Annotated in this window: 26 protein-coding genes and 1 tRNA gene; 11 read left to right on the forward strand and 16 right to left on the reverse strand. The window is 58.8% G+C overall.

Annotation, left to right across the window (positions count from 1 at the left end):
• The first annotated feature begins 24 nt into the window (after positions 1-24).
• From AC1DKH_RS07240 to AC1DKH_RS07260, 5 genes are all read left to right on the forward strand, one after another.
• Positions 25-366, forward strand: a complete 342-nt coding sequence (locus tag AC1DKH_RS07240) for a hypothetical protein (RefSeq protein ID WP_008048880.1) — start codon at positions 25-27, stop codon at positions 364-366.
• A gap of 52 nt (positions 367-418) precedes the next feature.
• Positions 419-1,228: a DUF2303 family protein gene (locus AC1DKH_RS07245; protein WP_477797834.1), complete on the forward strand. Its 810-nt coding sequence runs from the start codon at positions 419-421 to the stop codon at positions 1,226-1,228.
• An 82-nt stretch (positions 1,229-1,310) separates the two neighbouring features.
• Positions 1,311-1,730 (forward strand): hypothetical protein, encoded by a 420-nt coding sequence (locus tag AC1DKH_RS07250; protein WP_477797835.1) that lies wholly within the window; start codon positions 1,311-1,313, stop codon positions 1,728-1,730.
• A gap of 166 nt (positions 1,731-1,896) precedes the next feature.
• Positions 1,897-2,112, forward strand: a complete 216-nt coding sequence (gene xisR / locus AC1DKH_RS07255; RefSeq protein ID WP_477797836.1) for an excisionase family protein — start codon at positions 1,897-1,899, stop codon at positions 2,110-2,112.
• Positions 2,109-3,326, forward strand: a complete 1,218-nt coding sequence (locus tag AC1DKH_RS07260) for an Arm DNA-binding domain-containing protein (protein WP_477797837.1) — start codon at positions 2,109-2,111, stop codon at positions 3,324-3,326. Before xisR ends, AC1DKH_RS07260 begins: the two co-directional genes overlap by 4 nt.
• Before the next feature lie 39 nt (positions 3,327-3,365).
• On the opposite strand, the gene AC1DKH_RS07265 is transcribed toward AC1DKH_RS07260, so the two are convergent.
• From AC1DKH_RS07265 to dapA, 6 genes are all read right to left on the reverse strand, one after another.
• On the reverse strand, positions 3,366-3,914 hold the full coding sequence (locus AC1DKH_RS07265; RefSeq protein ID WP_477797838.1) for a YfbU family protein: 549 nt from the start codon (positions 3,912-3,914) through the stop codon (positions 3,366-3,368).
• Positions 3,915-4,161: 247 nt separating this feature from the next.
• Positions 4,162-4,251 (reverse strand) — tRNA-Ser (locus tag AC1DKH_RS07270).
• Between the two features lie 83 nt (positions 4,252-4,334).
• The gene (gene purC / locus AC1DKH_RS07275) at positions 4,335-5,048 is read right to left on the reverse strand and encodes a phosphoribosylaminoimidazolesuccinocarboxamide synthase (protein WP_007944067.1); all 714 of its coding nucleotides are present in this window, start codon (positions 5,046-5,048) and stop codon (positions 4,335-4,337) included.
• Between the two features lie 28 nt (positions 5,049-5,076).
• Complete coding sequence (locus AC1DKH_RS07280; RefSeq protein WP_477797839.1) at positions 5,077-5,835, reverse strand: MBL fold metallo-hydrolase; 759 nt, start codon at positions 5,833-5,835, stop codon at positions 5,077-5,079.
• Between the two features lie 4 nt (positions 5,836-5,839).
• On the reverse strand, positions 5,840-6,955 hold the full coding sequence (bamC, locus tag AC1DKH_RS07285) for an outer membrane protein assembly factor BamC (RefSeq protein ID WP_477765124.1): 1,116 nt from the start codon (positions 6,953-6,955) through the stop codon (positions 5,840-5,842).
• Between the two features lie 17 nt (positions 6,956-6,972).
• Positions 6,973-7,851, reverse strand: coding sequence for a 4-hydroxy-tetrahydrodipicolinate synthase (gene dapA / locus AC1DKH_RS07290; protein WP_477765123.1), 879 nt, complete (start codon positions 7,849-7,851; stop codon positions 6,973-6,975).
• Between the two features lie 328 nt (positions 7,852-8,179).
• Between dapA and AC1DKH_RS07295 the strand changes: the two genes are divergently transcribed.
• A complete protein-coding gene (locus AC1DKH_RS07295) occupies positions 8,180-8,740 on the forward strand; it encodes a glycine cleavage system transcriptional repressor (RefSeq protein WP_007979776.1) in 561 nt (186 codons plus the stop codon).
• Positions 8,741-8,750: 10 nt separating this feature from the next.
• Entirely contained in the window at positions 8,751-9,224 is a 474-nt protein-coding gene (locus tag AC1DKH_RS07300) for a peroxiredoxin (RefSeq protein WP_477760864.1), read from the forward strand.
• Positions 9,225-9,311: 87 nt separating this feature from the next.
• On the opposite strand, the gene AC1DKH_RS07305 is transcribed toward AC1DKH_RS07300, so the two are convergent.
• Positions 9,312-10,382: an AI-2E family transporter gene (locus AC1DKH_RS07305; protein WP_150756240.1), complete on the reverse strand. Its 1,071-nt coding sequence runs from the start codon at positions 10,380-10,382 to the stop codon at positions 9,312-9,314.
• A gap of 31 nt (positions 10,383-10,413) precedes the next feature.
• Complete coding sequence (locus tag AC1DKH_RS07310) at positions 10,414-10,653, reverse strand: sulfurtransferase TusA family protein (RefSeq protein WP_007996208.1); 240 nt, start codon at positions 10,651-10,653, stop codon at positions 10,414-10,416.
• Positions 10,654-10,751: 98 nt separating this feature from the next.
• Here AC1DKH_RS07310 and AC1DKH_RS07315 point away from each other — a divergent pair, with 98 nt between their 5' ends.
• Entirely contained in the window at positions 10,752-12,185 is a 1,434-nt protein-coding gene (locus AC1DKH_RS07315; RefSeq protein ID WP_477760865.1) for a M48 family metalloprotease, read from the forward strand.
• A gap of 77 nt (positions 12,186-12,262) precedes the next feature.
• Here the strand turns inward: AC1DKH_RS07315 and AC1DKH_RS07320 are convergent, their stop codons facing one another.
• The 4 genes from AC1DKH_RS07320 to rpoE all read right to left on the reverse strand — a co-directional run bounded on the left by AC1DKH_RS07320 (position 12,263) and on the right by rpoE (position 16,034).
• On the reverse strand, positions 12,263-13,687 hold the full coding sequence (locus AC1DKH_RS07320) for a DegQ family serine endoprotease (protein WP_477760580.1): 1,425 nt from the start codon (positions 13,685-13,687) through the stop codon (positions 12,263-12,265).
• Between the two features lie 178 nt (positions 13,688-13,865).
• The gene (locus AC1DKH_RS07325) at positions 13,866-14,825 is read right to left on the reverse strand and encodes a MucB/RseB C-terminal domain-containing protein (protein WP_477797840.1); all 960 of its coding nucleotides are present in this window, start codon (positions 14,823-14,825) and stop codon (positions 13,866-13,868) included.
• An 8-nt stretch (positions 14,826-14,833) separates the two neighbouring features.
• Positions 14,834-15,421 (reverse strand): sigma-E factor negative regulatory protein, encoded by a 588-nt coding sequence (locus AC1DKH_RS07330; protein ID WP_477756735.1) that lies wholly within the window; start codon positions 15,419-15,421, stop codon positions 14,834-14,836.
• Between the two features lie 31 nt (positions 15,422-15,452).
• Positions 15,453-16,034: an RNA polymerase sigma factor RpoE/AlgU gene (gene rpoE / locus AC1DKH_RS07335; RefSeq protein WP_003172477.1), complete on the reverse strand. Its 582-nt coding sequence runs from the start codon at positions 16,032-16,034 to the stop codon at positions 15,453-15,455.
• A 552-nt stretch (positions 16,035-16,586) separates the two neighbouring features.
• On the opposite strand from rpoE, the gene nadB reads away from it, so the two are divergent.
• Complete coding sequence (nadB, locus tag AC1DKH_RS07340; RefSeq protein ID WP_477765118.1) at positions 16,587-18,203, forward strand: L-aspartate oxidase; 1,617 nt, start codon at positions 16,587-16,589, stop codon at positions 18,201-18,203.
• On the opposite strand, the gene AC1DKH_RS07345 is transcribed toward nadB, so the two are convergent.
• Both AC1DKH_RS07345 and AC1DKH_RS07350 read right to left on the reverse strand, forming a co-directional pair.
• A complete protein-coding gene (locus AC1DKH_RS07345; protein ID WP_477797841.1) occupies positions 18,172-18,624 on the reverse strand; it encodes a protein YgfX in 453 nt (150 codons plus the stop codon). The two genes, nadB and AC1DKH_RS07345, sit on opposite strands and share 32 nt — an antisense overlap.
• Positions 18,608-18,862, reverse strand: a complete 255-nt coding sequence (locus tag AC1DKH_RS07350) for an FAD assembly factor SdhE (RefSeq protein WP_477755591.1) — start codon at positions 18,860-18,862, stop codon at positions 18,608-18,610. The genes AC1DKH_RS07345 and AC1DKH_RS07350 overlap by 17 nt, the downstream gene beginning before the upstream one ends.
• A 149-nt stretch (positions 18,863-19,011) precedes the next feature.
• Between AC1DKH_RS07350 and ygfZ the strand changes: the two genes are divergently transcribed.
• Both ygfZ and AC1DKH_RS07360 read left to right on the forward strand, forming a co-directional pair.
• Entirely contained in the window at positions 19,012-19,953 is a 942-nt protein-coding gene (gene ygfZ, locus AC1DKH_RS07355; protein ID WP_477797842.1) for a CAF17-like 4Fe-4S cluster assembly/insertion protein YgfZ, read from the forward strand.
• 34 nt (positions 19,954-19,987) lie between these two features.
• Positions 19,988-20,809, forward strand: coding sequence for an HDOD domain-containing protein (locus AC1DKH_RS07360; protein ID WP_477797843.1), 822 nt, complete (start codon positions 19,988-19,990; stop codon positions 20,807-20,809).
• A gap of 127 nt (positions 20,810-20,936) precedes the next feature.
• On the opposite strand, the gene AC1DKH_RS07365 is transcribed toward AC1DKH_RS07360, so the two are convergent.
• Entirely contained in the window at positions 20,937-22,325 is a 1,389-nt protein-coding gene (locus AC1DKH_RS07365; RefSeq protein ID WP_477797844.1) for a sensor histidine kinase N-terminal domain-containing protein, read from the reverse strand.
• Positions 22,318-22,989, reverse strand: coding sequence for a response regulator (locus AC1DKH_RS07370; RefSeq protein WP_007979804.1), 672 nt, complete (start codon positions 22,987-22,989; stop codon positions 22,318-22,320). The genes AC1DKH_RS07365 and AC1DKH_RS07370 overlap by 8 nt, the downstream gene beginning before the upstream one ends.
• Positions 22,990-23,169: the final 180 nt, after the last annotated feature.

Raw genomic sequence — 23,169 nt, forward strand, 5'->3', positions numbered from 1 at the left:
CTCGTACTCAAGAAGGCACAGCACATGAAAGCCACGGACACGAACGACTTCTTTAACTCGCTCAATGCAGGCGTCTTCGCCCAGCAAATTGGCCAAGCCCTTTCAAACGTCGCCGCCGGGGTCATCGACTATGGCAAAGCGGGCGAAGTGAAAATCACGCTGAAGATGAAGCAGATCGGCCAGAGCAATCAGGTCGCAATCAGCCATACCCTGGACTTCGCCCAGCCCACCAAACGCGGCAAGTTGCGTGAAGACTCAACACTGGACACTCCGCTGTACCTCACTCCTCAAGGGCTGACCCTGTTCCAGAACGACCCGACTTCGCAGCTCTTCAAGAGCGAAGACACCCCAGTAGTCCCTCGCTAAAAGCATCACCAAGACGCCGCACCAAAGTCCTCTCACCAAAAAGGAAGCATCAATGCCACTCGCTAAAGACACACTCGAACTGATCGTCGCCCAAGCACACGCCGCCAGCGCCCTTCCCGCAACGCTCATTCCTGTAACCGCGCTGCCGGACAACGTTCAAATCCATAACCTTGAAAAGTACCAGGCGCTGCGCTCCCGTTTCCGCGGTGCGCTGCACACCAGTAGCTTGCGCGACTTTGCTGAGTACACGATCTCGCGCACCGGCCCTACCGCCAAAGGTTTCGTCGATCAGGACGACATGAGCTGCAAGATCTTTTTCAACCTCGGCGATGACACTGCTCCGGGTCATGCGGATGACGTGGCAACACTGAAGCTCAAGCCGACCGCAGCCTACAAAGCACTCCAGCAAATCGCCGGTAAGAAACTCAGCCAGCGCGACCTGGCAGAGTGGATCGAAGACTGGCACCTCAGCCTTGTCGCAAGCAAGGAAGGTGGTGGCACCATGCCCATCAGTGCAGCCATCGCCAGCGTGCGCAACATCACCATCGAAGCCCGCAGCTCGGCCACCAGCAGCGAACACAACTTCGGCGCCTCCCGCAGCGCAATGGATAGCATCGAAGCCGCCAGCGCCGAGAGCCGTATCGAAGCGCTGTTCTTTGAACTGGTCCCGTACGAAGGTCTGGGTCTCCGTGTGTTCACCCTGAAGCTCAGCATCATGACCGGCGATGACAAACCAACCCTCAAACTCCGCTGGGCAGGCGAAGAACAGCAGGTAGAAGAAATCGCCCAGGAATTCAAAACGACACTCGCCAAAGAAGTAGGCGGCGCCGCAACCCTGACCCTGGGCACCTTCAACGCATAACCAATCAACTCACGAAGCAACGTCCCGCCGCCGGCCTCTCACCAAGCATCCTGGCGGTGGGCTCTACCGAGGTACACAGCACATGACAGCAATTCAGATTTGCGTATTGGTTAGCCTCATCATCGCGGCCAGCCTCATCTATTGGACCGGCTATAGAGGTGGCCTGTTTGATGGCCGCATCGAAGGAATCGACGAAGGCGTCAGCAATCAGCGCGCCGACAGCGCCAAAATCATCCGCGAACTTGAAGCTTCCCTGCAGTTCGTTCGAGCCGATCACCAGCGGCTTGCACAGCATTGCAAAAAGCTCAGGGACAGTACCGTTCTTTGCGAAGAGCACCATCTAATTCTGCTGGAGATCGCCGAACAACTGCGTATCGCAGCTGAGACCTTCAGTGCGTTTAAAACCGGCAAGAAACTGGAACGGGACTCACGGCTACTGCGCGAGAAAGCATTAGCCATGGCGGACCTCCTGAAGCCGTCTGCGCCCGAGGTTGCCGCATGATTGCACTTCGCCGAACTGTCCGAATTCGCCGTGGGCAAATGTCGCCCCTCGACCTGAGCACGATCTGCGACAAGTGCAACAAGTCGCGAGCACACGGCAACCACAAAAAATGCAGCAAGCAGCGTCAGGCCGAAGGCATCGCAAGGCGCGCAGGGGAGCAACCACAATGAGCGCAGCAGAGAAACTCGACTTCCACATCACACCCGGCGCCTGGTTCCGCCAAGACCTGCTGTACCCGGTTTTCGGCCTGAGTACCGAAGCTGTTCGCAAATACCGCACCCGGGGGCTTTGGCTTGAAGGCAAGCACTGGCGCTATGACCCGGCCAACGTAATCGTCTACAACCGCGTAGCCATTGAACGCTGGATGGAAGGGAAACCATGATCGACAAGATGCCGACAGGCGTTGAGATGAACGGCAAGCAGCTGCGCATCTGGTTCATCTTCAACGGCCAACGGTGCCGGGAGCCTCTTGAAGGGATCTCGAAAGTAAATAAGGCTGCGATCGCCTATGCCGACAATAAGCGCCGCACCATCCTCGCCGAAATCAAAGAGGGCCGCTTCGATTACGCGGCTCACTTTCCAAATTCACCCCGTGCCGCCATGTTCACAGGGACCGGCGGTCCGTCACTCAAGCGCACCGTGAAGGAAGGTATAGACCGATGGTTGGAGGTTCAGCGCGCACTCAAAGCGTCGAGCACCGTGGTCAACTACGTGAGCAAGTCTGTGCACGTCGACAACAAGTTCGGCAAACGGCGGATCGTCGACATCAGCAAAAGCGATATTGAGCTGTTTCAGGCGCAACTGCTCAAGCAAGGCTTGGCCCCGAAGACGGTGAACGACATCTTCACCATCGTCCGAGGCGTCTGGGCTGACGCCTTCGGCGACGGCATCCTGAAAGCCAACCCACTCGACAGGATCAGCAACGTCGGATCGGACGTCGACCTGGAGCATGCCGATCCGTTCAGTCGCACCGAGATCGAGTTGATCGGCAAAGCGGATCCCGATCGGCGACCTGACACCCGGATGATTGAGTTCAACTGCTGGGCAGGACTGTCGCTATCCGAGCTCATCGCGCTTGCTGTAGAGGATATCGACCTTGAGGCTGGACTAGTGCACGTACGACGAGCACTGGTTATCGGCGAATTCAAGGTCCCCAAAGAACGCTCCAGGGTGAGAGTCGTCGAGCTGATAGACCCCGCCCTCGAACTGATGCGGGAGATTGTTGGCGCCGCTAAGGAAGCAATAGCCGAAGAGATCACGGTTATCCAGCGCGACAACATCACGTCCAAGAAGATGAACGTCAGGTTCCTATTCCGCAGCTCCACCAGTGGCTTGCTCTGGAGCGGCAAGACGTTGAGCAACTGGTTTACCGCCCATCTGAAAAAGGCAGAGGTTCGCCACCGCGGGGCGAATCAGTGTCGTCATACCTTCGCCAGCCAGATGCTGTCGAGCTATGTCCCGGTCGAATGGGTCGCCCGGCAACTCGGTCATGCCGATACAACGATGGTAAGAAAGCATTACGGGAGATGGATACCGAAGGACACCAAGAGCATGGCGGGTATCGTGTCGAAGATGTTGGGGTTTCGCCAAGACTGATACTTGGGGAGTATGCCTCCCCAAGTAAATAAGTCGGTATTAACGGTTGTCGGGATGAACAGCCTCGCTCACAACCTGAATAATTTCGGCAGCGCTCATCTCGCGCATGATCAACGTTTCACGAATCGGCTCGAATGTAGCGTACATGCGGGTGTAAGCACCAACCATTGGGCAGTGAGAGTTTTTATTCGCGACATCTTTGAAACGAGTATAACGATCCAGGCGATTAACCATTGTCTCAGCAATCCCCCTATACCTACCTTCATTGTTGCCGTCGTATCCCGAGAAGGTTAACCACGCAGCAACGTGATCACTTGACGCATCAACCTTCGCCTTACCATCCGGGGACAACGCTTCATATCCTCTTTCAAGAAAAGAGAACATATCAAAAACATTTCCTACGAAAATGACCTCTGGCGGCGTGTCAATTTCAGGGAATGTATTTGAGTAGGCCCATCCCAAGACCCACATATCATCATCATCGACAGCCTGGGTTACCAGGTCTAGATCGAACCGGCTTTCAACTGCCAGCTTTTTATGAAGATCGCAAAGCATTGCGATGGTCAGTTTTTCGATTACGGTTGGCATTTCCTTTCTCCAGATTTCAGTCCAGTGAACAACGCCCAGATCCGGCACAGTCGTACCAGGCCGCCATCATGCTAGATGAAACCCAGAAAGAAACAATCGACAACAGGGAGAAATCGGGCGGCATACAGCGGCGTCCACCGGCCCTAATGCCAGATTAAATGCCCTAAATATGCCCTAACTAAAACGTTAGAAACGAAAAAGCCCCTGTAATCATCAATGATTACAGGGGCTTAGACGTATTCAATAATGGCGGAGAGATAGGGATTCGAACCCTAGGTACCGGTGAAGGTACAACGGATTTCGAATCCGTCCCATTCGGCCACTCTGGCATCTCTCCAACGGCGCGCATCATAACAACACTTTCGCCGGAAGCGAACCCCCTAAGCGAAATATTTCTGTGCTTTCAGATGCTTGCGTCGGTTAAAGCGGTACGCCCAGACGATTGGCGACTTCTTCGTAGGCTTCGATGACGTCACCGAGGCCCTGACGGAAGCGGTCCTTGTCCATTTTCTTGCCGGTCGCCTTGTCCCACAGACGGCAGCCGTCCGGGCTGAATTCGTCGCCCAGCACGATGGAGCCATCGTGGAACACGCCGAATTCCAGTTTGAAGTCGACCAGCAGCAGGCCGGCGTCGTCGAACAGTTTGCTCAGGACTTCGTTGACCTTGAGCGACAGCTCTTTCATGCGAACCAGCTGTTCGGCGGTCCCCCAACCGAAAGCCACGACGTGGGATTCGTTGATGAACGGGTCGCCCTTGGCATCGTCCTTCAGGAACAGCTCGAAGGTGTAAGGGTTGAGCTTCATGCCCTCTTCGACACCCAGACGCTTGACCAGGCTGCCAGCGGCGTAGTTACGCACGACGCACTCGACCGGGATCATGTCGAGCTTCTTCACCAGGCATTCGTTGTCGCCCAGCAGCTTGTCGAATTGGGTCGGCACGCCAGCAGCTTCAAGCTTCTGCATGATGAAGGCGTTGAACTTGTTGTTCACCATGCCTTTGCGGTCGAGCTGTTCGATGCGCTTGCCGTCGAACGCCGAGGTGTCGTTGCGAAACAGCAGGATCAGACGGTTAGCGTCGTCGGTCTTGTAAACCGATTTGGCTTTGCCGCGGTAGAGTTCTTCACGTTTTTCCATGATGGGCTCCGCTTGCTAAGTAGATGGGCTAGGCGATGTGTCGCCAGTCGAGCCCTGAATCTTGATCGGCCAGTTGCAGCCAGTCCGGGTCGCACCCGAGGGTGTCGACAAAACATTGCCGGGCCAGCTGCGGCAGGTTGTTCTTGCTGCTCAGATGGGCCAGGACCAGGTGTTGCAGGTCTTTCCAGCCCAGCTCGGCCACCAGGAATGCCGCCTGGTGGTTATTCAAATGTCCCAATTCACCGCCTACCCGTTGCTTGAGAAAGTACGGGTAATGACCACGAGCCAGCATGTCACGGCAGTGATTGGACTCGATCATCAACGCATCGAGGTTCCGATAGCCGTCCAGCACCCTGTCGCAATACGACCCCAGGTCGGTCAACAGGCCGAAGCGCCGCTCACCGTCACTGAAGACATATTGCGTCGGTTCTTGTGCATCGTGGGCCACGGCAATGACACCGATGCTCAAGTCGCCGATTTGCAGCTGTTCGCCGCCAGCCAGAAAGCCTGCGGGTTCAATCGGTTTGCGCATCCCGCGCAACGTCCCGCGACTGAGGTAGACAGGCAGATTGTAGCGCCGAGACAGCAAACCCACGCCATGCACGTGGTCGGCATGTTCGTGGGTCACGAGTATCGCACTCAGCTGCGCAGGGTTCACACCCAGGCGCAGCAGGCGTTTTTCGGTTTCCCGCAGGGAAAAACCACAATCCACCAATACATACGTATCAGCGCTGGCTATCAGCGTGCCGTTCCCTTGACTACCGCTGCCGAGAACGGCAAAACGCATAGGATCAGCCCAGGTTGTCCTGAATCTTGCTCAACACTTTACGCGCTACATCTGGCGGCGCCACGGTGTTGATGTTTTTCTCGACGGTGACCTGGACGTTCTCGCCAACCTTGCTCAGGCGAACCTGATAACGCTCGGCGCGGGCATCCAGCTCTTCCTTGCTCGGCGCACTGCCGAACAGGCTGCTGAAGAAGCCTGGCTTGTCGTCTTTCTTCTCGGCTTTTTCGGCCAGGTTGATGTAGTACAGGCCCAGGCTGCGGTTGATGTCTTCAACACGCCATTCGCCTTGTTCCAGCGCACGACCGACGCTCGACCAGGCACGATCCAGGTCGGTACCGACGTTGAGCACAGGGTTGCCGCTGCCGTCTTCACTCAGGCTGACACGGCTAGGCGCGTCGAAATCACGTGAAGCCAACATGGAAACCGAACCGCCCTTCTCCGAGATACGGCTCATGCTCGAGAGCATATCGTCGACCAGTGCCGCGTCCAGGCCAGTGTTGACCGAACGGTTGGTGAAGGCCACGTCAGCGGTGCTGCCGGCAGGACGCTCGGCGCTGACCACATAGACTTCACTGGTGTTGCGCTGCACACCCGGCTCGATGCGCACCCGCACGCGGGTTTCGCTGTCCGTGCTGACGCCGGCCGCGCTCAGGCGTTTGCCCATGGCGGCGGACAGTTCGTCGGAATGCTGCCAGGTCGTTGAGAATTCGCCGGTTTGCGGACGCTGTTCATCCAGACGGAAGCCATTGTCCTGGAAGAACTGAACGGCCACAGGCCAGACTTCGGCCGGCGGGTTCTGAGCCAGGATGGAGCTGGAGCCGCCGCTCTTCTGCAGGGAGTAGGCACTGGCGTCGGCACCCGCCGTCAGCGGCTGAGGACGAGGAACAACGTATTCGCCCTTGGCGGTGTCATCGGCCACGTTGCGCGGGATCGGCAACAGCGGATCCAGACGCTTGGCGGTACGGACATCCTGCGGTATTTGCATCGGTGCAGTCTGTTGCGCTTCCAGGTAATCGCTACCACGGTCACGGAAATAACCTTCCGGGCCCCAGATCCATCCACAGCCACTGGTGCTGGAGATAATCAAGGCAAGTGCGGAAAGTCCGGCCATTCGCTTCATGCGTTGTACTTCCTCAATTAAACCAGGACGCCGCACTGGCGCAGGGCCTTGCGCAGCGTTTCGTGACAAGGTGCGCTCAGCCAGGTCAACGGCAGGCGAATGCCTTCGTGCATCAGGCCCATTTCAACCAAAGCCCACTTCACCGGAATCGGGTTGGCTTCGATGAACAGGTCCTTGTGCAGCGGCATCAGTTTTTCGTTGATTGCCCGGGCAGTCTCGGCATCCCCCTTGAGGGCGGCCTCGCACAGATCGGCCATTTCACGCGGAGCGACGTTGGCAGTGACGGAGATGTTGCCCTTGCCGCCCATCAGGATCAGCTCGACCGCGGTCGGATCATCGCCGGAAAGGACGATGAAGTCCTTGTTCACGCCGTCGAGGATGGCCTTGGCGCGCTTGAGGTCGCCGGTCGCTTCCTTGATACCGATGATGTTCGGCACGGTGGACAGGCGGATCACGGTTTCGGCCTGCATGTCGCAGGAGGTGCGGCCGGGAACGTTATAGAGAATCTGCGGAATGTCGACCGATTCGGCGATGTGCTTGAAGTGCAGGTACAGGCCTTCCTGGGTCGGCTTGTTGTAGTACGGCACTACCAGCAGGCAGGCATCGGCGCCGGCTTCCTTGGCGTTACGGGTCAATTCGACAGCTTCGCGGGTCGAATTGGCGCCGGTGCCGGCGATCACCGGAATGCGGCCATTGACCTGTTTGACCACAGCGCGGATGACTGCGATGTGCTCGTTGACGTCGAGGGTTGCCGATTCGCCGGTGGTGCCGACGGCGACAATGGCATGGGTGCCGTTTTCAAGGTGGAAGTCCACGAGTTTGCTGAGGCTGTCCCAGTCAAGACGCCCCTGTGCATCCATGGGTGTGACCAGTGCCACCATACTGCCCGCAATCATGAAACCGCTCCTGCCGGAAAAAGAGAGCCGTAATGGTACTGGCGCCAAGATGCTTGCACAAGCGAAGTACTGTGCTGCCGCCATTCCCCTTGGCGCCGGTTTTCGCTACCCTTCAGACTTTGATCGGTACAGACAAGCTCGTCCGTCGGGTTTCAGCCTCCATTTTCGGCATCACAAGCCCTGATCCAGCGTTGCCACGCCTCGCTCCCGCCCTGCCGGAGCATGTCGCAACCTGTCACTTGGGGCTTTCTGAGTTCGCATCCGCAGGCTCGCTCCCGGTAAATCAGCCCTTTGACGTATCGACCGCTCATCGCTTTAGGAATGCTGCATGTCCACCCCCACAGTTCGCGAACAATTCCTTGTTATCAGTGCCCTCGGCGCCAACCCCATGGAGCTGACCAACGTCCTGTGCCGCGCCAGCCATGAAAACCGCTGCGCCGTTGTCACCTCTCGCCTGACCCGCCATGGCGAATGCAGTGCGCTGGTACTGGAAATCTCCGGTAGCTGGGATGCCCTGGCACGCCTGGAAGGCAGCCTGCCAGTGTTGGCCAAGCGGCATGCGTTCACGGTCAACGTGGTGCGTAGCGCGGCCCTGGAAAATCGCCCCCAGGCCCTGCCGTACGTCGCCTATGTCAGCTCGGCCTACCGCTCGGACATCATCAACGAGCTGTGCCAGTTCTTCATGGACCACAATGTCGAGCTGGAAAACCTGACCTGCGACACCTACCAGGCTCCGCAGACCGGCGGCACCATGCTCAACGCCACGTTTACCGTGACCTTGCCGGCCGGCGTGCAAATCAGCTGGCTGCGCGATCAGTTCCTGGATTTTGCCGACGCGCTGAACCTCGATGCCCTGATCGAACCCTGGCGCCCACAGAACCCAATGTAAGGAAGCTTTCATGGCCGTTGCCATCGACCAACCGGTTGCCGATTTCCAAGCCCCCGCCACCAGCGGGCACACCGTCAGCCTCGCTGGCCTGAAAGGCAAGCAGGTGGTGATCTACTTCTACCCCAAGGACAGCACGCCGGGTTGCACGACCGAGGGGCAAGGCTTTCGTGATCAGTATGCAGCGTTCAAGGCCGCCAATACCGAAGTGTTCGGTGTGTCTCGCGACAGCCTGAAATCCCACGAGAACTTCAAATGCAAGCAGGAATTCCCCTTTGAGCTGATCAGCGACAAGGACGAAGCCATCTGCCAGCTGTTCGACGTGATCAAGCTGAAAAAGCTCTACGGCAAGGAATACATGGGCGTGGATCGCAGCACCTTCCTGATCGACGCCAAAGGCGTGTTGCGTCAGGAATGGCGCGGCGTGAAGGTGCCGGGGCATGTTGATGCGGTGCTGGCTGCCGCTCAAGACCTGAATAAAGCCTGACCTTTAAAAGATCGAAGCCTGCGGCAGCTCCTACAGGATTACGCATTTCTCTGTAGGAGCTGCCGCAGGCTGCGATCTTTTTACAATCTAAAGCAATGGCGCCACCTCCGGCTCCTTGCGCGGCCAGGCATCCAGCACTGCCTTGAACAGCGTCGCCAGGGGAATTGCAAAGAATACCCCCCAGAAGCCCCACAACCCGCCAAACAGCAGCACTGCGCAGATGATCGCCACCGGGTGCAGGTTGACCGCCTCCGAGAACAGCAATGGCACCAGCACGTTGCCGTCCAGCGTCTGAATGATCCCGTAGACCGCCATCAAGTATATGAACTGATCGCTCCAGCCCCACTGGAACAGCGCAATCAGAAACACGGGCACGGTCACCACCACGGCGCCGACGTAAGGCACCACCACCGAAATCCCCACCAGCAGTGCCAGCAGCGCCGCGTAGTTGAGCTCAAGAACAACGAAGGCGATGTAGGTCACGCCACCGCAAATGAAGATTTCGATGACCTTGCCGCGAATGTAATTGGCGATCTGCCGGTTCATTTCATGGGCGACCCGGGTGATCAACGCCCGTTCACGGGGCAGGTAACCGCGCACCCATTGGCCGATCATGGCCCGATCCTTGAGGAAGAAAAACACCAGGATCGGCACCAGCACCAGATAGATCATGATGTTCACCAGCAATGGCAGGCTCGATAGCGAGAACGTAAGCGCCCACTGACCAAACTTGCCGATTTCGCCCCGCGCCACTTCGATGGCCCGCAGCACTTGCTCATCGGATACCAGATGCGGATAGCGTTCGGGCAGCAGCAGCAACAGCGACTGCCACTTGGCAAGCATGCCGGGCAACTCGTTGAACAACGTGATCAGTTGGTGCCAGAGCAACGGCACGACCACCACGATGAATACCAGCAACAACCCCATGAATAACGCAAAGACCAGCCCCACCGCGACCCAACCCGGCACCCGCAGGCGCTCGAGGGTCACCACCAGCCCCTGCATCAGATACGCCAGCACCATGCCCGCGAGCACCGGCGCCAGCATACCGCCCAGGGTCAGCACGACGGTGAACGCCAGAAACAGCAGGACAGCCAGCACCACCGCTTCTTCATCGGAAAAATAGCGCTGAATCCAGTCGCGTAACACTTTGAACATCAATAATCCTTAGGAGCAAACGCAGCCGATTTCAGGCTTTTTTCAACCAGTAGCGGTAAACACCCGCGTCATCTTCTTCACGAAGCAGGGTATGACCGGCCAATCGCGCAAAGGTGCGAAAGTCGCGCTGCGAACCTGCATCGGTGGCGATGACCTTGAGCACCGCACCACTGGCCAGCCGGTTGAGCTCCATCTTGGCCTTGAGCAACGGCAACGGGCAATTCAGGCCACTGGCGTCCAGTTCAACGTCATGCTCTACAGCGTCGGTCATTGCATCACTCCGGGTCAGGTGGTTGAGTTGCCTAGAATATCTGGTCGCAACGCCGGTGTCCGGCTACAGTAAGATCTTTGTCGACTAAGGCTTTGTGCATGACATTTTTGCGCCCTACCCTGCTGACGCTCGCTTGCCTGCTCGCCTCACCGGGCTTCGCCGACGACCTGCCGTCACTCGGCGACGCCAGTTCTGCCATTGTCTCACCGCAACAGGAATACCAGCTCGGCCGCGCCTGGCTGGCCATGTTGCGCAGTCAGGTTTCACAGCTCAACGATCCGCAACTCAAGAATTACGTGGAATCCAGCGTCTACCAACTGTTGGAGACCAGCCAGGTCACTGACCGGCGCCTGGAGTTCATCCTGATCAACAGCCCGCAGCTCAACGCCTTTGCCGCGCCGGGCGGGATCGTCGGGGTGAACGGTGGCTTGTTCCTCTACGCCCAGACCGAAGGCGAATACGCTTCGGTACTGGCGCACGAACTGGCTCACTTGTCGCAACGCCACTTTGCCCGGGGCGTCGAAGCGCAGCAACGCATGCAAGTACCCATGATGGCTGCATTGCTGGCGGGTATCGTGGTGGCAGCCGCAGGTGGCGGTAACGCCGGGATTGCAGCCATTGCCGGCACACAGGCCGCAGCCATCCAGGAACAGCGGCGATTCTCCCGGCAGAACGAGCAGGAAGCCGACCGTATCGGCATCCTCAATCTGGAAAAGGCCGGTTACGATCCCCGCTCGATGCCCAGTATGTTCGAGCGCCTGGGGCGTCAGTACCGCTACGATGCCAAGCCACCGGAATTTCTGCTGACTCACCCGGTCACCGAATCGCGTATCGCCGACACCCGCAACCGCGCCGAACAGTTTCCAAAGGGAGGTATCGAAGACAGCATGCGCTATCAACTGATCCGCGCACGCGTCCAACTGATCTATGAAGAAACCCCGGGGCTCGGTGCCAAGCGCTTCCGCGCCCAGCTCGACGAGAACCCGAAAAACGACGTAGCACGCTACGGCTTGGCGATCGCCCAGATCAAGGGCGGCCAACTGAACGAAGCACGGGAAAACCTCAAGCAGTTGCTGGCCAAGTCACCCAACGAAATCATCTACAACCTGGCTCAGGTCGATCTGGATATCACCAACAATCGCCTGGCGGATGCCCAGTCCCGGGTTGACCGGTTGATGGGCCAATACTCTGGCAACTACCCGCTGAACCAAGTGCGAGTCGACCTGCTGCTCAAGCAGAACCGTACTGCCGATGCGGAGAAAGCCCTCGAAGGCCTGCTCAAGTCCCGTCCGGATGATCCGGACGTGTGGTATCAGGTTGCCGAGACGCGCGGCCTGTCGGGCAATATCATCGGCCTGCATCAGGCTCGTGCCGAGTATTTTGCGCTGGTCGGGGACTACAAACAGGCCATTCAGCAACTGGACTTCGCCAAACGCAAGGCCGGCACGAACTTCCCGCTGTCTTCGCGGATCGACGCACGGCAACGTGAGCTGATGGAACAAGAGCGCATGATCAAGGACATGATGGGCTGACGCCCTCGGAGACAAAAAGTCCGGACACAAAAAAACCGCCTCTTTCGAGGCGGTTTTTTATTCAACCAACAACCGGGTTATTCCGCCAGTTTGAAGGTGATGAAGCTCGCTCGCCCCTGACGCAGTACCCGCATCGACACCGAGCGGTTCTTTGGCAGCGCCTTGGCGATGTCCGCGAACTCCTTGGTGGAACCGATGGCCTGGTTGTTCAGGTGGGTGATCACATCACCCGGCTGCAAGCCGATCAGAGCGGCAGGACCGTCCTGCACTTCCTTGATCACCACACCACCTTTGAGGTCGTAGGTTTTCTTCTGGTCGTCAGTCAGCTCGACCACGGAAACACCGAGGCGATTGCTGCTGCGCTCGATGCTGGATTTTGGCTCGGCGCCCATCTCCTTGCCTTCTTCCGGAATTGCACCGACGGTCAGCTCGACATTCTTGCGCTTGCCGTCACGAATCACTTCCAGATTGGCTTTTGCACCAGCCTTCAATGCGCCAACGAGGTGCGGCAGGTCGGCCGACATAACGATTGGCTGACCGTTCATGCTCAGGATCACGTCGCCGACTTGCAGACCACCCTTGGCAGCCGGGCCATCATCCTGGATCTGAGCAACCAACGCACCCGCCGGCTTCTCCAGACCGAACGACTCGGCCAGGTCCTTGCTCACTTCCTGAATCACGACACCCAGCCAGCCACGGCTGACCTTGCCACCGGATTTCAGCTGATTGGAAACATCCATGGCCACGTCGATCGGGATTGCAAACGACACACCCATGAAGCCACCGGAGCGGGTGTAGATCTGCGAGTTGATCCCGACCACCTCACCGTTCAGGTTGAACAGCGGGCCGCCCGAGTTACCCGGGTTGATCGGTACGTCGGTCTGGATGAACGGTACATAGTTTTCGTTCGGCAGACTGCGACCGACGGCACTGACGATGCCCTGGGTCACCGTGTGGTCAAAGCCGAATGGCGAACCAATCGCGACAACCCATTGGCCAGCCTTCAGGTCCTGGGATTTACCGAGCTTGAGCACTGGCAGATCCTTGCCTTCGATTTTCAGCAGCGCCACGTCGGAACGTGGATCAGTACCGATCAACTTGGCTTTCATTTCGCTGCGATCAGCCAGGCGGACGAGGATTTCGTCAGCATCGGCGATCACGTGGTTGTTGGTCAGGATATAACCATCAGTAGAGATGATGAAACCCGAGCCCAGGGACGTTGCCTCGCGCTGTCGGTCGCGAGGTGAGCGCGATTGTGGCGGCATGCCCCGTTCGAAGAATTCGCGCAACATTGGCGGCAAGCCTTCGAGGTCGGGCATTTGTTGGCTGACTTTGCGATCCGGCAGCTTTTGCGTGGTACTGATGTTCACGACTGCAGGCGAGGCCTGTTCGACCAATTGCGTAAAGTCAGGCAACTCGACCGCTTGGGCGGTGACCGCCTGACCGAGCACCAGCACAGTGGCAATAATGGAAAGGTAAGACTTCAAGCGTGGTATCGACATACGGCTCCCGTTACGACGAGCAGGGTTAAGCGATATGGAGCAAGGAACACCGGGAACAATACGCCGGTATTTTTGTTCCGGGAACAACAAACAAGGCCAGAGCCGAGGGGCTCTGACCTATAAGAAATTTACGGGTTTTTTGCAAATTGAAATGCTCACGAAACATTTCGAATTCAGCTCACTGCTTGGTTGCAGCGGCGTCGGTGCGCATCGAAAGCGCTATCCGTTCAGCAGTACCGACCGGTATCTCGCCGACGACGGTCACCATCATGTCGCCCTGTGCCGTGGCCAGGCGCCGGGAAACGGCAACGGTGGGCCCCAACTGAGTGCGGGTGTCAGTGACTGTTGCGCCATTCAACGGCTCGAGGAATACCGAAAAGCGCGTCAGACCGTCGTCATACATCAGGCTATTGACCTGGGTTTTGGTCTCCGGATCCTTGCGAGCGGTGCTGCTGGTCAACTCGAAGCCGGGCGGCAACCAGTCGGAACGCCAGACCTGGGCAGACTTGACGGCAGAAGCCTTGTCACTTTCGAGATTGACTGGCTTGCAATCATTACTGGCCTGCAGGTCTTTTTCGGAAGGAACGTCAGCGGTATCCAGTTGTGTGAACTGGAAGCGCTCCAACAACCGCCCCTTGTCGTCCAATAGCAAAGACTTCAGAGGCAGGCCGGTTTCTTTATCCAGATGCAGTTCAAAACCGTAGCGGTGTTGATCACGGGGTGTCAGCGATACGATCACCGCCGAACGCCCGGCGACACGCGACTTGCCGATGACGGCGAGGTCATACCAGTTCTTGAGCTTCTGAGGATCGAGTGCACGGGCAGCGGAGTTGGGTGAGTCCCCAAGCCCTGCTATCAGTGTGCCGCTGACGCATTGAGTTTGCCCATCAATGCGAACGACTTCCTGAGCGGAACCGTCGAGCTGGATCAATCGCTCGCGGACCTTTCCATCCTGGACGCGGTGCCAGATGTTATGGGTAGAAAAACTACCGTTACGCTCGTAGACGAAAGTACCCTGAAAGCTTTGCTGTTGCTCTGCCTGACCCAGGCGGCTCAACCAGTCCTGGGCATCATCGGCTTGGGCTGGAACAATGAACCAGCCGCTGAACAGAAGCGAAAGTAGAGGTATGGCGCGCATGATCCTCCTTAACGGTTTTCCAGACTTGCGGCACGAGCGTAAGGCAGAGCGCTCTCAGTGCCTTTCAGTGCAGCCTGTTGTGCATGTTGGCGCAAGTAACCTGGCAGACGCTGGTCGTGCCAGCCTGGCTGACCTTGCAAAACGCCATTGGCCATTGGGCCGGTAGCTTGCGAACTCTCATTGTAGCCTGCCAGAACAGCAGGGCCTTTTACTTGAGGAACGGCCAGTCCGGGTTGATTGGATTGCTGGGCCAGTTCGACGCCGGCGATCTCATCCTGGTTGTACAGACGCACACCGGCCAGCACCGCCAGGGTCACGGAAGCTGCGACCGCCAGACGACCCAGGCTGCGCCATGGACCACGGGAAGGTTTTGCCGGTACGGCTTCGTCAGCCAGGGCAGCAGAAACAGCCGCAGCGATGTCCAGACGTGGGAGCAGCAGATCCTTGTGCATCACTGCCCGAGCGATCTGATAACGAGCCCATGTTTCACGGGTTTCAACATCGTCGCAGGCATTCAATACCCGACGCAATTCCAATTCGTCCGCTTCGTTATCCATCACTGCGGACAGCGATTCCTGCAGGGCTTCACGACTCATGGCGTTCCTCTCTTGGCTGTCGCCGCTGTCTTTAGTTTTCCTGCAACAACGGCTGCAGGGCTTTGTCGATGGCCTCCCGGGCGCGGAAGATCCGGGAGCGCACGGTGCCTACCGGACATTGCATGACGCTCGCAATGTCCTCGTAACTCAGACCATCAAACTCACGTAAAGTTAAAGCCGTACGCAAATCTTCCGGCAGTTGCTGAATGGTTCGATGGACGGTGCCTTCGATCTCATCCCGCAGCAAGGCCCGCTCTGGCGACTCGAGATCCTTGAGGCCATGATCGCCATCGTAGAACTCTGCATCCTCGGAACTGACATCGCTATCCGGCGGCCGACGGCCGCGTGAAACCAGATAGTTTTTCGCCGTGTTGATGGCGATGCGGTAAAGCCACGTATAAAACGCGCTGTCTCCGCGAAAATTTCCAAGTGCACGGTATGCCTTGATAAAGGCTTCTTGTGCCACATCCTGGGCTTCATGGGTGTCGTGCACGAAACGCACGATCAACCCGAGAATTTTGTGCTGGTATTTCAGCACTAGCAGATCGAAAGCACGCTTGTCGCCGCGCTGAACGCGCTCGACCAGTTGCTGATCCTCTTCCTGGGTTAGCATGAACACTCCTCGATGAGCTCGGAGGAGGCTTGCAGAAGTAAACCACCAGACTTGCAAACATAGACTCGGGCTTTTCGCAAAAGTTCTCCCCCTCCAGGCAAGTTTCCTGCGGGCTCTGATTTGGCACGCACGAAAAGCGCAGCACGAGTTGACCCGGCTGCGCGGATAATCTTGTCATCGGATTCTTCGGCAAGGATCGCACTGCGATCCTCCACTGAAGCCGACACTGTCCCTTGTTTCAGGCAACCGTCTATTGATCTTGGCCCTTTGGCAAAAGTTCCAAATATTTATAGCCGCGCCGACCTGACATTGTGCAACCGTGAAGGGAAAAAGACTGTTAAATCGGCGATACAGTCATTCTCGCGCCCAACGGGCAGAAAAACATCCGACGAAGCGACCGATGTTTTGCGTCACGGTAGTTTCACAATGCCATGCCAGCTCGGGTATTGTGCCGCTCCCCCCCTCTATATACTAGTGGGCTGTGCGGCTGCCTTGACTCGACAGTCCAGTTGCGCCACCCCCGACCCGGGTCGCTTTGAGCGGAATCCTGAAATGAGCCAACAGTTTCAACACGATGTTCTGGTAATTGGCAGCGGTGCTGCCGGCTTGAGCCTTGCGCTGACCTTGCCCGGTCATTTGCGCATTGCCGTACTGAGCAAGGGCAACCTCGCCAATGGCTCGACTTTCTGGGCCCAGGGCGGCGTTGCGGCCGTGCTGGATGACACCGATACCGTTGAATCCCATGTCGATGACACGCTCAATGCCGGCGGCGGCCTGTGCCATGAGGACGCCGTGCGCTTTACTGTCGAGCACAGCAGGGAAGCCATTCAGTGGCTGATCGACCAGGGCGTACCCTTTACCCGCGATGAACAGTCGGGTAACGAAGATGGCGGGTTCGAGTTCCACCTGACCCGCGAGGGCGGTCACAGCCATCGGCGCATCATCCACGCCGCCGATGCCACCGGTGCAGCCATTTTCACAACCCTGCTCGACCAGGCCAGGAAACGGCCGAACATCGAACTGCTGGAACAGCGGGTGGCGGTTGACCTGATCACCGAGAAACGCCTGGGCCTGGAAGGTGATCGCTGCCTCGGCGCCTATGTGCTCAATCGCGGCACAGGCGAAGTCGACACCTACGGCGCGCGCTTTGTGATCCTCGCCTCCGGTGGTGCGGCCAAGGTTTACCTCTACACCAGTAACCCTGACGGCGCCTGCGGCGATGGCATTGCCATGGCCTGGCGCTCGGGCTGCCGGGTGGCGAACCTGGAATTCAACCAGTTCCACCCTACTTGCCTGTATCACCCGCAAGCCAAGAGCTTCCTGGTTACTGAAGCCCTGCGAGGCGAAGGTGCCCACCTGAAGTTGCCCAACGGTGAGCGCTTCATGCAGCGCTTCGATCCTCGGGCCGAGTTGGCACCACGGGACATCGTCGCCCGGGCCATCGACCATGAAATGAAGCGCTTGGGTGTCGATTGCGTGTATCTGGACATCAGCCACAAGCCCGAAGCCTTCATCAAGACGCACTTCCCGACGGTGTACGAACGCTGCCTGGAATTTTCCATCGACATCACCAAGCAACCGATTCCGGTGGTCCCGGCAGCGCACTACACCTGTGGTGGTGTGATGGTCGATCAACAGGGCCGCACCGACGTGCCGGGTCTGTATGCCATTGGCGAAACCAGTTTCACCGGCCTGCACGGCGCCAACCGCATGGCCAGCAACTCGCTGCTGGAATGTTTCGTTTATGCTCGCTCGGCGGCCGCGGACATTCTTGAACAGCTGCCCCGGATTCCGATGCCAGTCCCCCTTCCCGCCTGGGATGCGAGCCAGGTCACCGATTCCGATGAAGACGTGATCATTGCGCACAACTGGGATGAATTGCGGCGCTTCATGTGGGACTACGTTGGCATCGTGCGCACCAACAAGCGTCTGCAACGGGCGCAACACCGCGTGCGACTGTTGCTGGATGAAATCGACGAGTTCTACAGTAACTACAAGGTCAGCCGGGATTTGATCGAGCTGCGCAACCTGGCTCAAGTGGCCGAGCTGATGATTCTGTCAGCCATGGAGCGCAAGGAAAGCCGTGGCCTGCATTACACCCTCGACTACCCGAACCTGCTGCCGGTCGCGCTGGACACTATTCTGGTGCCGCCCACCTACGTCGGCTGAACTTGAGCCGGACCCGCAGGCGTCGGTGCACATCCGCCGCCTGCGCATCCCGGGGCACGCAAATGGCCCGGACCCGGCGCTCACCACGTAGTCGGAAACGCAGTACCACCACCAACGGCAGCGTCAGGCTGTCCGGTCTCAGTTGCACGGGCTGCCAACCCTTGGCCCGACTCCACAACTGCCAGCCATCGGCATCGCGGCGCAAGCCGCAAAAGGCCTGCGGGTGGGTCAGCAGGATTTGCCGAGGTAACAACCAGACTCCGTGAGCCACGCACAGCACGGCGCCGAGCGCGCTGGCCCAGAGCGGAATTGACAGTAAAAACAACGAACCCAACGCGAACAGCTGGGCCAGAAGATACGCCGCCAGCAACTGCCGTGAGGCATGCCAGCGGCATTCGAACGAATTACTTGGGCTGGACACGGTCCAGGATCATGCGAACCATGCGTTGCAGCTCAGGATCTTCCGATTCGCTGCGTTCCATGAACCAGCCGAACATGTCCTGATCTTCGCATTCGAGCAACCTGACGTAGCAGGCGCGATCAACCTCGCTGAGGTGCGGGTAAACCTCTTTCACAAACGGCACCAGCAACACGTCAAGCTCAAGCATGCCGCGGCGGCTGTGCCAGTAGAGGCGGTTCAGTTCAACATCTTCGACCATGGAGCGCTCCTCAAATAGGCCGCAAGTATACAGGCCCGCGCCCCATCGAACAGTCGGCTTTGGTCGGGCGCCGATGATCCTTTGTGAACTACCCATTTCCAAGGCGCCCCCTTATGATGTCCACCAGACTCTTTACCCTGCGATGACCCATGGCCGATTCTGCTTTTTTCTGCACCCTTTCTCATGAAGGTGTTCTCGCGGTCCGCGGCGCGGACGCCAGCAAATTCCTGCAAGGCCAACTGACCTGCAACCTCAACTACCTGAGCGATTCCCGGGCCAGCCTCGGTGCCCGCTGCACGCAAAAAGGCCGGATGCAATCGAGTTTCCGCATCCTGCTCGAAGAGGACGGCGTGGTCTTGGCCATGGCCACCGAATTGCTCGAACCGCAACTGGCGGACCTGAAAAAATACGCGGTGTTTTCCAAGTCGAAACTGACCGACGAAAGTGCCGCCTGGGTCCGCTTCGGCGTTGAGCATGGCGATACTGTACTGGCCAGCCTCGGGCTGGACCTGCCGGCAGAAACCGACAGCGTCGTACGCAACGATGGGCTGATCGCCATCCGTGTCTCGCCTGACCGCGCCGAGCTGTGGGTCGCCGCCAGTCAAGCCGATGCGGTCAAAGGCAAGCTATCGGCGGTGCTGAGCGAAGGCGATCTGAATCAATGGCTGCTGGGCCAGGTCCGCGCAGGGATCGGCCAGGTCATGCCCGGCACCCGCGAATTGTTCATCCCGCAGATGCTCAACCTGCAAGCGGTCGGTGGCGTGAGTTTCAAGAAAGGTTGCTACACCGGGCAGGAAATCGTCGCGCGCATGCAGTACCTGGGCAAACTCAAGCGCCGCTTGTATCGCCTGCAACTGGCTGCCAGCGAGTTGCCTGAACCGGGTACCGCGCTGTTTTCCCCATCCCACGGCAGCTCCATCGGCGAAGTGGTGCTGGCTGCCCGCGCCGAGCAAAACATTGAACTCCTGGCGGTGTTGCAAGCCGAAGCAGCAGACAGTGGGGACATCCACCTGGGCGCGCTCGAAGGGCCGTCCCTGCAGCTGCTCGACCTGCCTTATGAACTGGACCGCGATCGCGAAATTCAGCAATAACGGCAGCACTTGGCGCGACACCTAGAGAGACTAAATGAGCGAACTGGCGGAAAAGGTCCAAAAGGATTTGGTTGAGGCCATCAATAACGATGACCTGGTTCTGCCAACGTTACCGGAAGTGGCTCTGCAGATTCGCAAGGCCGCGGAAAACCCGGAAGTCAGCGTCAGTACCCTGAGCAAAGTGATCGGCCGTGATACCGCGCTGTCGGCACGCCTGATCAAAGTGGTCAACAGCCCACTGTTGCGCGCGACCCAGGAAGTGACCGATCTGCATACCGCGATCACCCGCCTGGGCATCAACTACAGCTGTAACCTGGCGATCGGCCTGGTCATGGAGCAGATTTTCCATGCCCGCTCCGATGTGGTGGAACAGAAGATGCGCGATGTCTGGCGTAGAAGCCTGGAAATCGCCGGTGTCAGCTACGCCCTGTGCCGTAGCCATACCCGACTCAAGCCCGATCAGGCGGCCCTTGGCGGGCTGGTGCATCAGATCGGCGTGCTGCCGATCCTGACCTACGCCGAAGATCACTATGAGCTGCTGTCCGACCCGGTCAGCCTCAACCATGTGATCGACCAGATTCATCCGCTGATCGGCGAAAAACTGCTCAGGGTCTGGGAATTTCCCGACATGCTGGTGCAAGTGCCGCAGTTGTACCTGAACTTCAAACGCCAGTCTGCGCAGGTCGATTATGTGGATCTGGTACAGGTGGCCAGCCTGTATTGCCACAAAGACACTGACCATCTGATCTCGCGCATCGATCCCTTCAGCGTGCCCGCTTTCGTCAAGTTCGGGATCGATCCGGACGACAAGGCGATGTGTGCTGATCTGGAAGAAACGCGCTCGATGTTTTACTGACCAAGACCGCGTCGCCCCCATCGCGAGCAGGCTCGCTCCCACAAGGATTTGTGGTGCTGCATAGATCCCATGTGGGAGCGAGCCTGCTCCGGGCGGCGTTCCGACGATGGGGCCAAAACAAGCGCCATCAATCCCCCGCAACAAAACTCACCCGCACCTTCAACCCCGCGTGCTCACCATCGTGCAGGCTGATCTGCGCCAGATGCGCGCGGCAGATCTCACCGACAATCGCCAGACCCAACCCAGAACCGGCCACTTGCTGATTGCGTCGGTAAAAGCGCTCGAACACCCGATCGCGTTCCGCAAGAGGTATGCCGGGTCCATCATCTTCGACTTCCAGCACGGCGGGCGCCGAGACCCGCAGTATCACGTTGCCACCCGGCGGCGTGTGAGCCAGTGCGTTATCCACCAGATTGCTCAGCAGTTCGTTCAATAATGTCGGCTCGCCCCGCAACCAGACGGGTTCATCCGCTTCCAGCGCCAGCGCGATGCCGCGCTTGTGGGCCAGCGGCGCCATGGCCATGCCCAGGTCCCGAGCCAACTGACTGAGGTCGAGCAACTGCGCGCCACCCTCGGCAATCGCCCGGGCGCCATTTTCGACCCGTGCCAGGGACAGCAACTGATTGGCCAGATGGGTCAAGCGATCAGTGCCCTGGGCGGCGGTCTCCAAAGTACTGCGCCAGGTATCGGGCTCGGCCGAGCGCATGCCCAGTTCCAGTCGCGCCTTGAGTGCTGCCAATGGCGTACGCAGTTCGTGGGCGGCATCGGCAATGAACTGCGCCTGTTTCTCGAACTGCCCGCGCAAGCGCTCGGTAAAGTGATTGAGCGCGCGCACCAGTGGCCATAATTCGCGCTGCACTTCCACCAACGGCAAGGGGCGCAGATCGTCCGGCTGGCGCTCTTCCACCGCTGTGCGCAAGCGCTCCAGCGGGCGCAACGCGGCACTCACCGCGAACCACACCAACATCAAGGCCCCACCCGCCAGCATGCCCAGGCGCAGCAAAGTATCTGTCGCCAGACTGCGGGCCATGCTCACCCGCGCTTCATCGGTTTCCGCTACGCGAATTTCCGCCATGCCGTTCATGTTCGGCTCGCTCACGGGTTTGAGCAGGCTCACCACACGCACGTTCTGCCCGCGATACTGGGCGTTGTAGAAGCGTGCCAGCGCCGGATAGTCATCGGTGCGCGGCGTTCCCGGCGGTGGCGCGGGCAGGTTTTCATAACCGGAAATCAGCTTCTGATTGATGTCGTTGACCAGGTAGAAAATTCGCCCGGCACTGTCGTAGGCAAAGGTATCGAGGGCCACGTAGGGCACGTCGGCACTCAAGGTGCCGTCGCGCTGGGAGACGCCGGCGGCGATCGTCCGCGCCGAGGCCAGCAGGGTCCGGTCATAGGCCGTGTCGGCGGCTTCGCGCCCGTTCCAGTAGGCGCTCAAACCACTGGCCAGCATCAATACAACCAGCAACAGCGCCAGGTTCCACAGCAACCGCCAGCGCAGGCTGCTGGGCTTATGCATCGCGGCTTTCCAGCAAGTAACCGAGGCCGCGGAAGGTCACGATAGCGACCGGCTGGCCGTCGAGCTTCTTGCGCAGGCGGTGCACGTAGATTTCGATCGCATCGGGGCTGGCCTCTTCATCGAGGCCGAATACTTGAGAAGCCAGTTGCTCCTTGCTCATCACCCGACCGGGGCGCGCGATCAGGGCTTCGAGTACGGCCTGTTCGCGGGAGGTCAGGGTCAGCAATTCTTCACCGAGGGTGAAACGCCGGGTTTCCAGGTCATAGGCCAGCACACCGCAACGCTGAATGCGTTCACCGCCCAGCACACTGCGGCGCAACAAGGCTTTGACCCGGGCTTCGAGCTCGGTCAGTTCGAACGGTTTGGCCAGGTAGTCGTCGGCGCCGAGGTTCAGGCCGTGGACCCGATCCTTGACGTCGCTGCGGGCGGTCAGCATCAACACCGGCAGGTTCTTGCCCCGCGCCCGCAAACGCGCCAGCACTTCGAAACCATCCATGCGCGGCAAGCCGACGTCGAGGATCGCCATGGCGTATTCCTCGCTGCCCAGCGCCAGGTCGGCTGCCACGCCATCGTGCAGAACGTCCACGGTCAGCCCGGTGCTCTTGAGCGCCTGGGCGACACTTTCGGCGAGCTGCAAATGGTCTTCGACGAGCAGGACACGCATGGATCTTTACCTCATTCCGGGATGGTCGACGCCATTCTCTGGCGCGAAGTTTACAGCCGCAACCGCCGCTGTGAAGCCCGAAAACCGTGAAAGTCAGCTGAAAGCTTAGCGAAAGGTTAGCCCGTTACAGTCCAGCCACGGACAGTTTCGACTGCCGTCGCTGCAGCCACACAGCGATAC

The sequence above is a fragment of the Pseudomonas sp. 05L36 genome, from assembly GCF_056398125.1.

What these genes read in the sequence shown, in the direction of transcription:
- nadB (WP_477765118.1), top strand. Translation starts at nt 16,587, where the DNA reads ATGAGCCAACAGTTTCAACACGATGTTCTGGTAATTGGCAGCGGTGCT.
- AC1DKH_RS07365 (WP_477797844.1), bottom strand. Translation starts at nt 22,325, where the DNA reads ATGCATAAGCCCAGCAGCCTGCGCTGGCGGTTGCTGTGGAACCTGGCG.
- dapA (WP_477765123.1), bottom strand. Translation starts at nt 7,851, where the DNA reads ATGATTGCGGGCAGTATGGTGGCACTGGTCACACCCATGGATGCACAG.
- AC1DKH_RS07320 (WP_477760580.1), bottom strand. Translation starts at nt 13,687, where the DNA reads ATGTCGATACCACGCTTGAAGTCTTACCTTTCCATTATTGCCACTGTG.
- ygfZ (WP_477797842.1), top strand. Translation starts at nt 19,012, where the DNA reads ATGGCCGATTCTGCTTTTTTCTGCACCCTTTCTCATGAAGGTGTTCTC.
- AC1DKH_RS07300 (WP_477760864.1), top strand. Translation starts at nt 8,751, where the DNA reads ATGGCCGTTGCCATCGACCAACCGGTTGCCGATTTCCAAGCCCCCGCC.
- AC1DKH_RS07325 (WP_477797840.1), bottom strand. Translation starts at nt 14,825, where the DNA reads ATGCGCGCCATACCTCTACTTTCGCTTCTGTTCAGCGGCTGGTTCATT.
- purC (WP_007944067.1), bottom strand. Translation starts at nt 5,048, where the DNA reads ATGGAAAAACGTGAAGAACTCTACCGCGGCAAAGCCAAATCGGTTTAC.
- AC1DKH_RS07305 (WP_150756240.1), bottom strand. Translation starts at nt 10,382, where the DNA reads ATGTTCAAAGTGTTACGCGACTGGATTCAGCGCTATTTTTCCGATGAA.
- AC1DKH_RS07310 (WP_007996208.1), bottom strand. Translation starts at nt 10,653, where the DNA reads ATGACCGACGCTGTAGAGCATGACGTTGAACTGGACGCCAGTGGCCTG.
- rpoE (WP_003172477.1), bottom strand. Translation starts at nt 16,034, where the DNA reads ATGCTAACCCAGGAAGAGGATCAGCAACTGGTCGAGCGCGTTCAGCGC.
- AC1DKH_RS07245 (WP_477797834.1), top strand. Translation starts at nt 419, where the DNA reads ATGCCACTCGCTAAAGACACACTCGAACTGATCGTCGCCCAAGCACAC.
- xisR (WP_477797836.1), top strand. Translation starts at nt 1,897, where the DNA reads ATGAGCGCAGCAGAGAAACTCGACTTCCACATCACACCCGGCGCCTGG.
- AC1DKH_RS07280 (WP_477797839.1), bottom strand. Translation starts at nt 5,835, where the DNA reads ATGCGTTTTGCCGTTCTCGGCAGCGGTAGTCAAGGGAACGGCACGCTG.
- AC1DKH_RS07260 (WP_477797837.1), top strand. Translation starts at nt 2,109, where the DNA reads ATGATCGACAAGATGCCGACAGGCGTTGAGATGAACGGCAAGCAGCTG.
- AC1DKH_RS07250 (WP_477797835.1), top strand. Translation starts at nt 1,311, where the DNA reads ATGACAGCAATTCAGATTTGCGTATTGGTTAGCCTCATCATCGCGGCC.
- AC1DKH_RS07350 (WP_477755591.1), bottom strand. Translation starts at nt 18,862, where the DNA reads ATGGTCGAAGATGTTGAACTGAACCGCCTCTACTGGCACAGCCGCCGC.
- bamC (WP_477765124.1), bottom strand. Translation starts at nt 6,955, where the DNA reads ATGAAGCGAATGGCCGGACTTTCCGCACTTGCCTTGATTATCTCCAGC.
- AC1DKH_RS07360 (WP_477797843.1), top strand. Translation starts at nt 19,988, where the DNA reads ATGAGCGAACTGGCGGAAAAGGTCCAAAAGGATTTGGTTGAGGCCATC.
- AC1DKH_RS07265 (WP_477797838.1), bottom strand. Translation starts at nt 3,914, where the DNA reads ATGCCAACCGTAATCGAAAAACTGACCATCGCAATGCTTTGCGATCTT.
- AC1DKH_RS07330 (WP_477756735.1), bottom strand. Translation starts at nt 15,421, where the DNA reads ATGAGTCGTGAAGCCCTGCAGGAATCGCTGTCCGCAGTGATGGATAAC.
- AC1DKH_RS07240 (WP_008048880.1), top strand. Translation starts at nt 25, where the DNA reads ATGAAAGCCACGGACACGAACGACTTCTTTAACTCGCTCAATGCAGGC.
- AC1DKH_RS07315 (WP_477760865.1), top strand. Translation starts at nt 10,752, where the DNA reads ATGACATTTTTGCGCCCTACCCTGCTGACGCTCGCTTGCCTGCTCGCC.
- AC1DKH_RS07370 (WP_007979804.1), bottom strand. Translation starts at nt 22,989, where the DNA reads ATGCGTGTCCTGCTCGTCGAAGACCATTTGCAGCTCGCCGAAAGTGTC.
- AC1DKH_RS07295 (WP_007979776.1), top strand. Translation starts at nt 8,180, where the DNA reads ATGTCCACCCCCACAGTTCGCGAACAATTCCTTGTTATCAGTGCCCTC.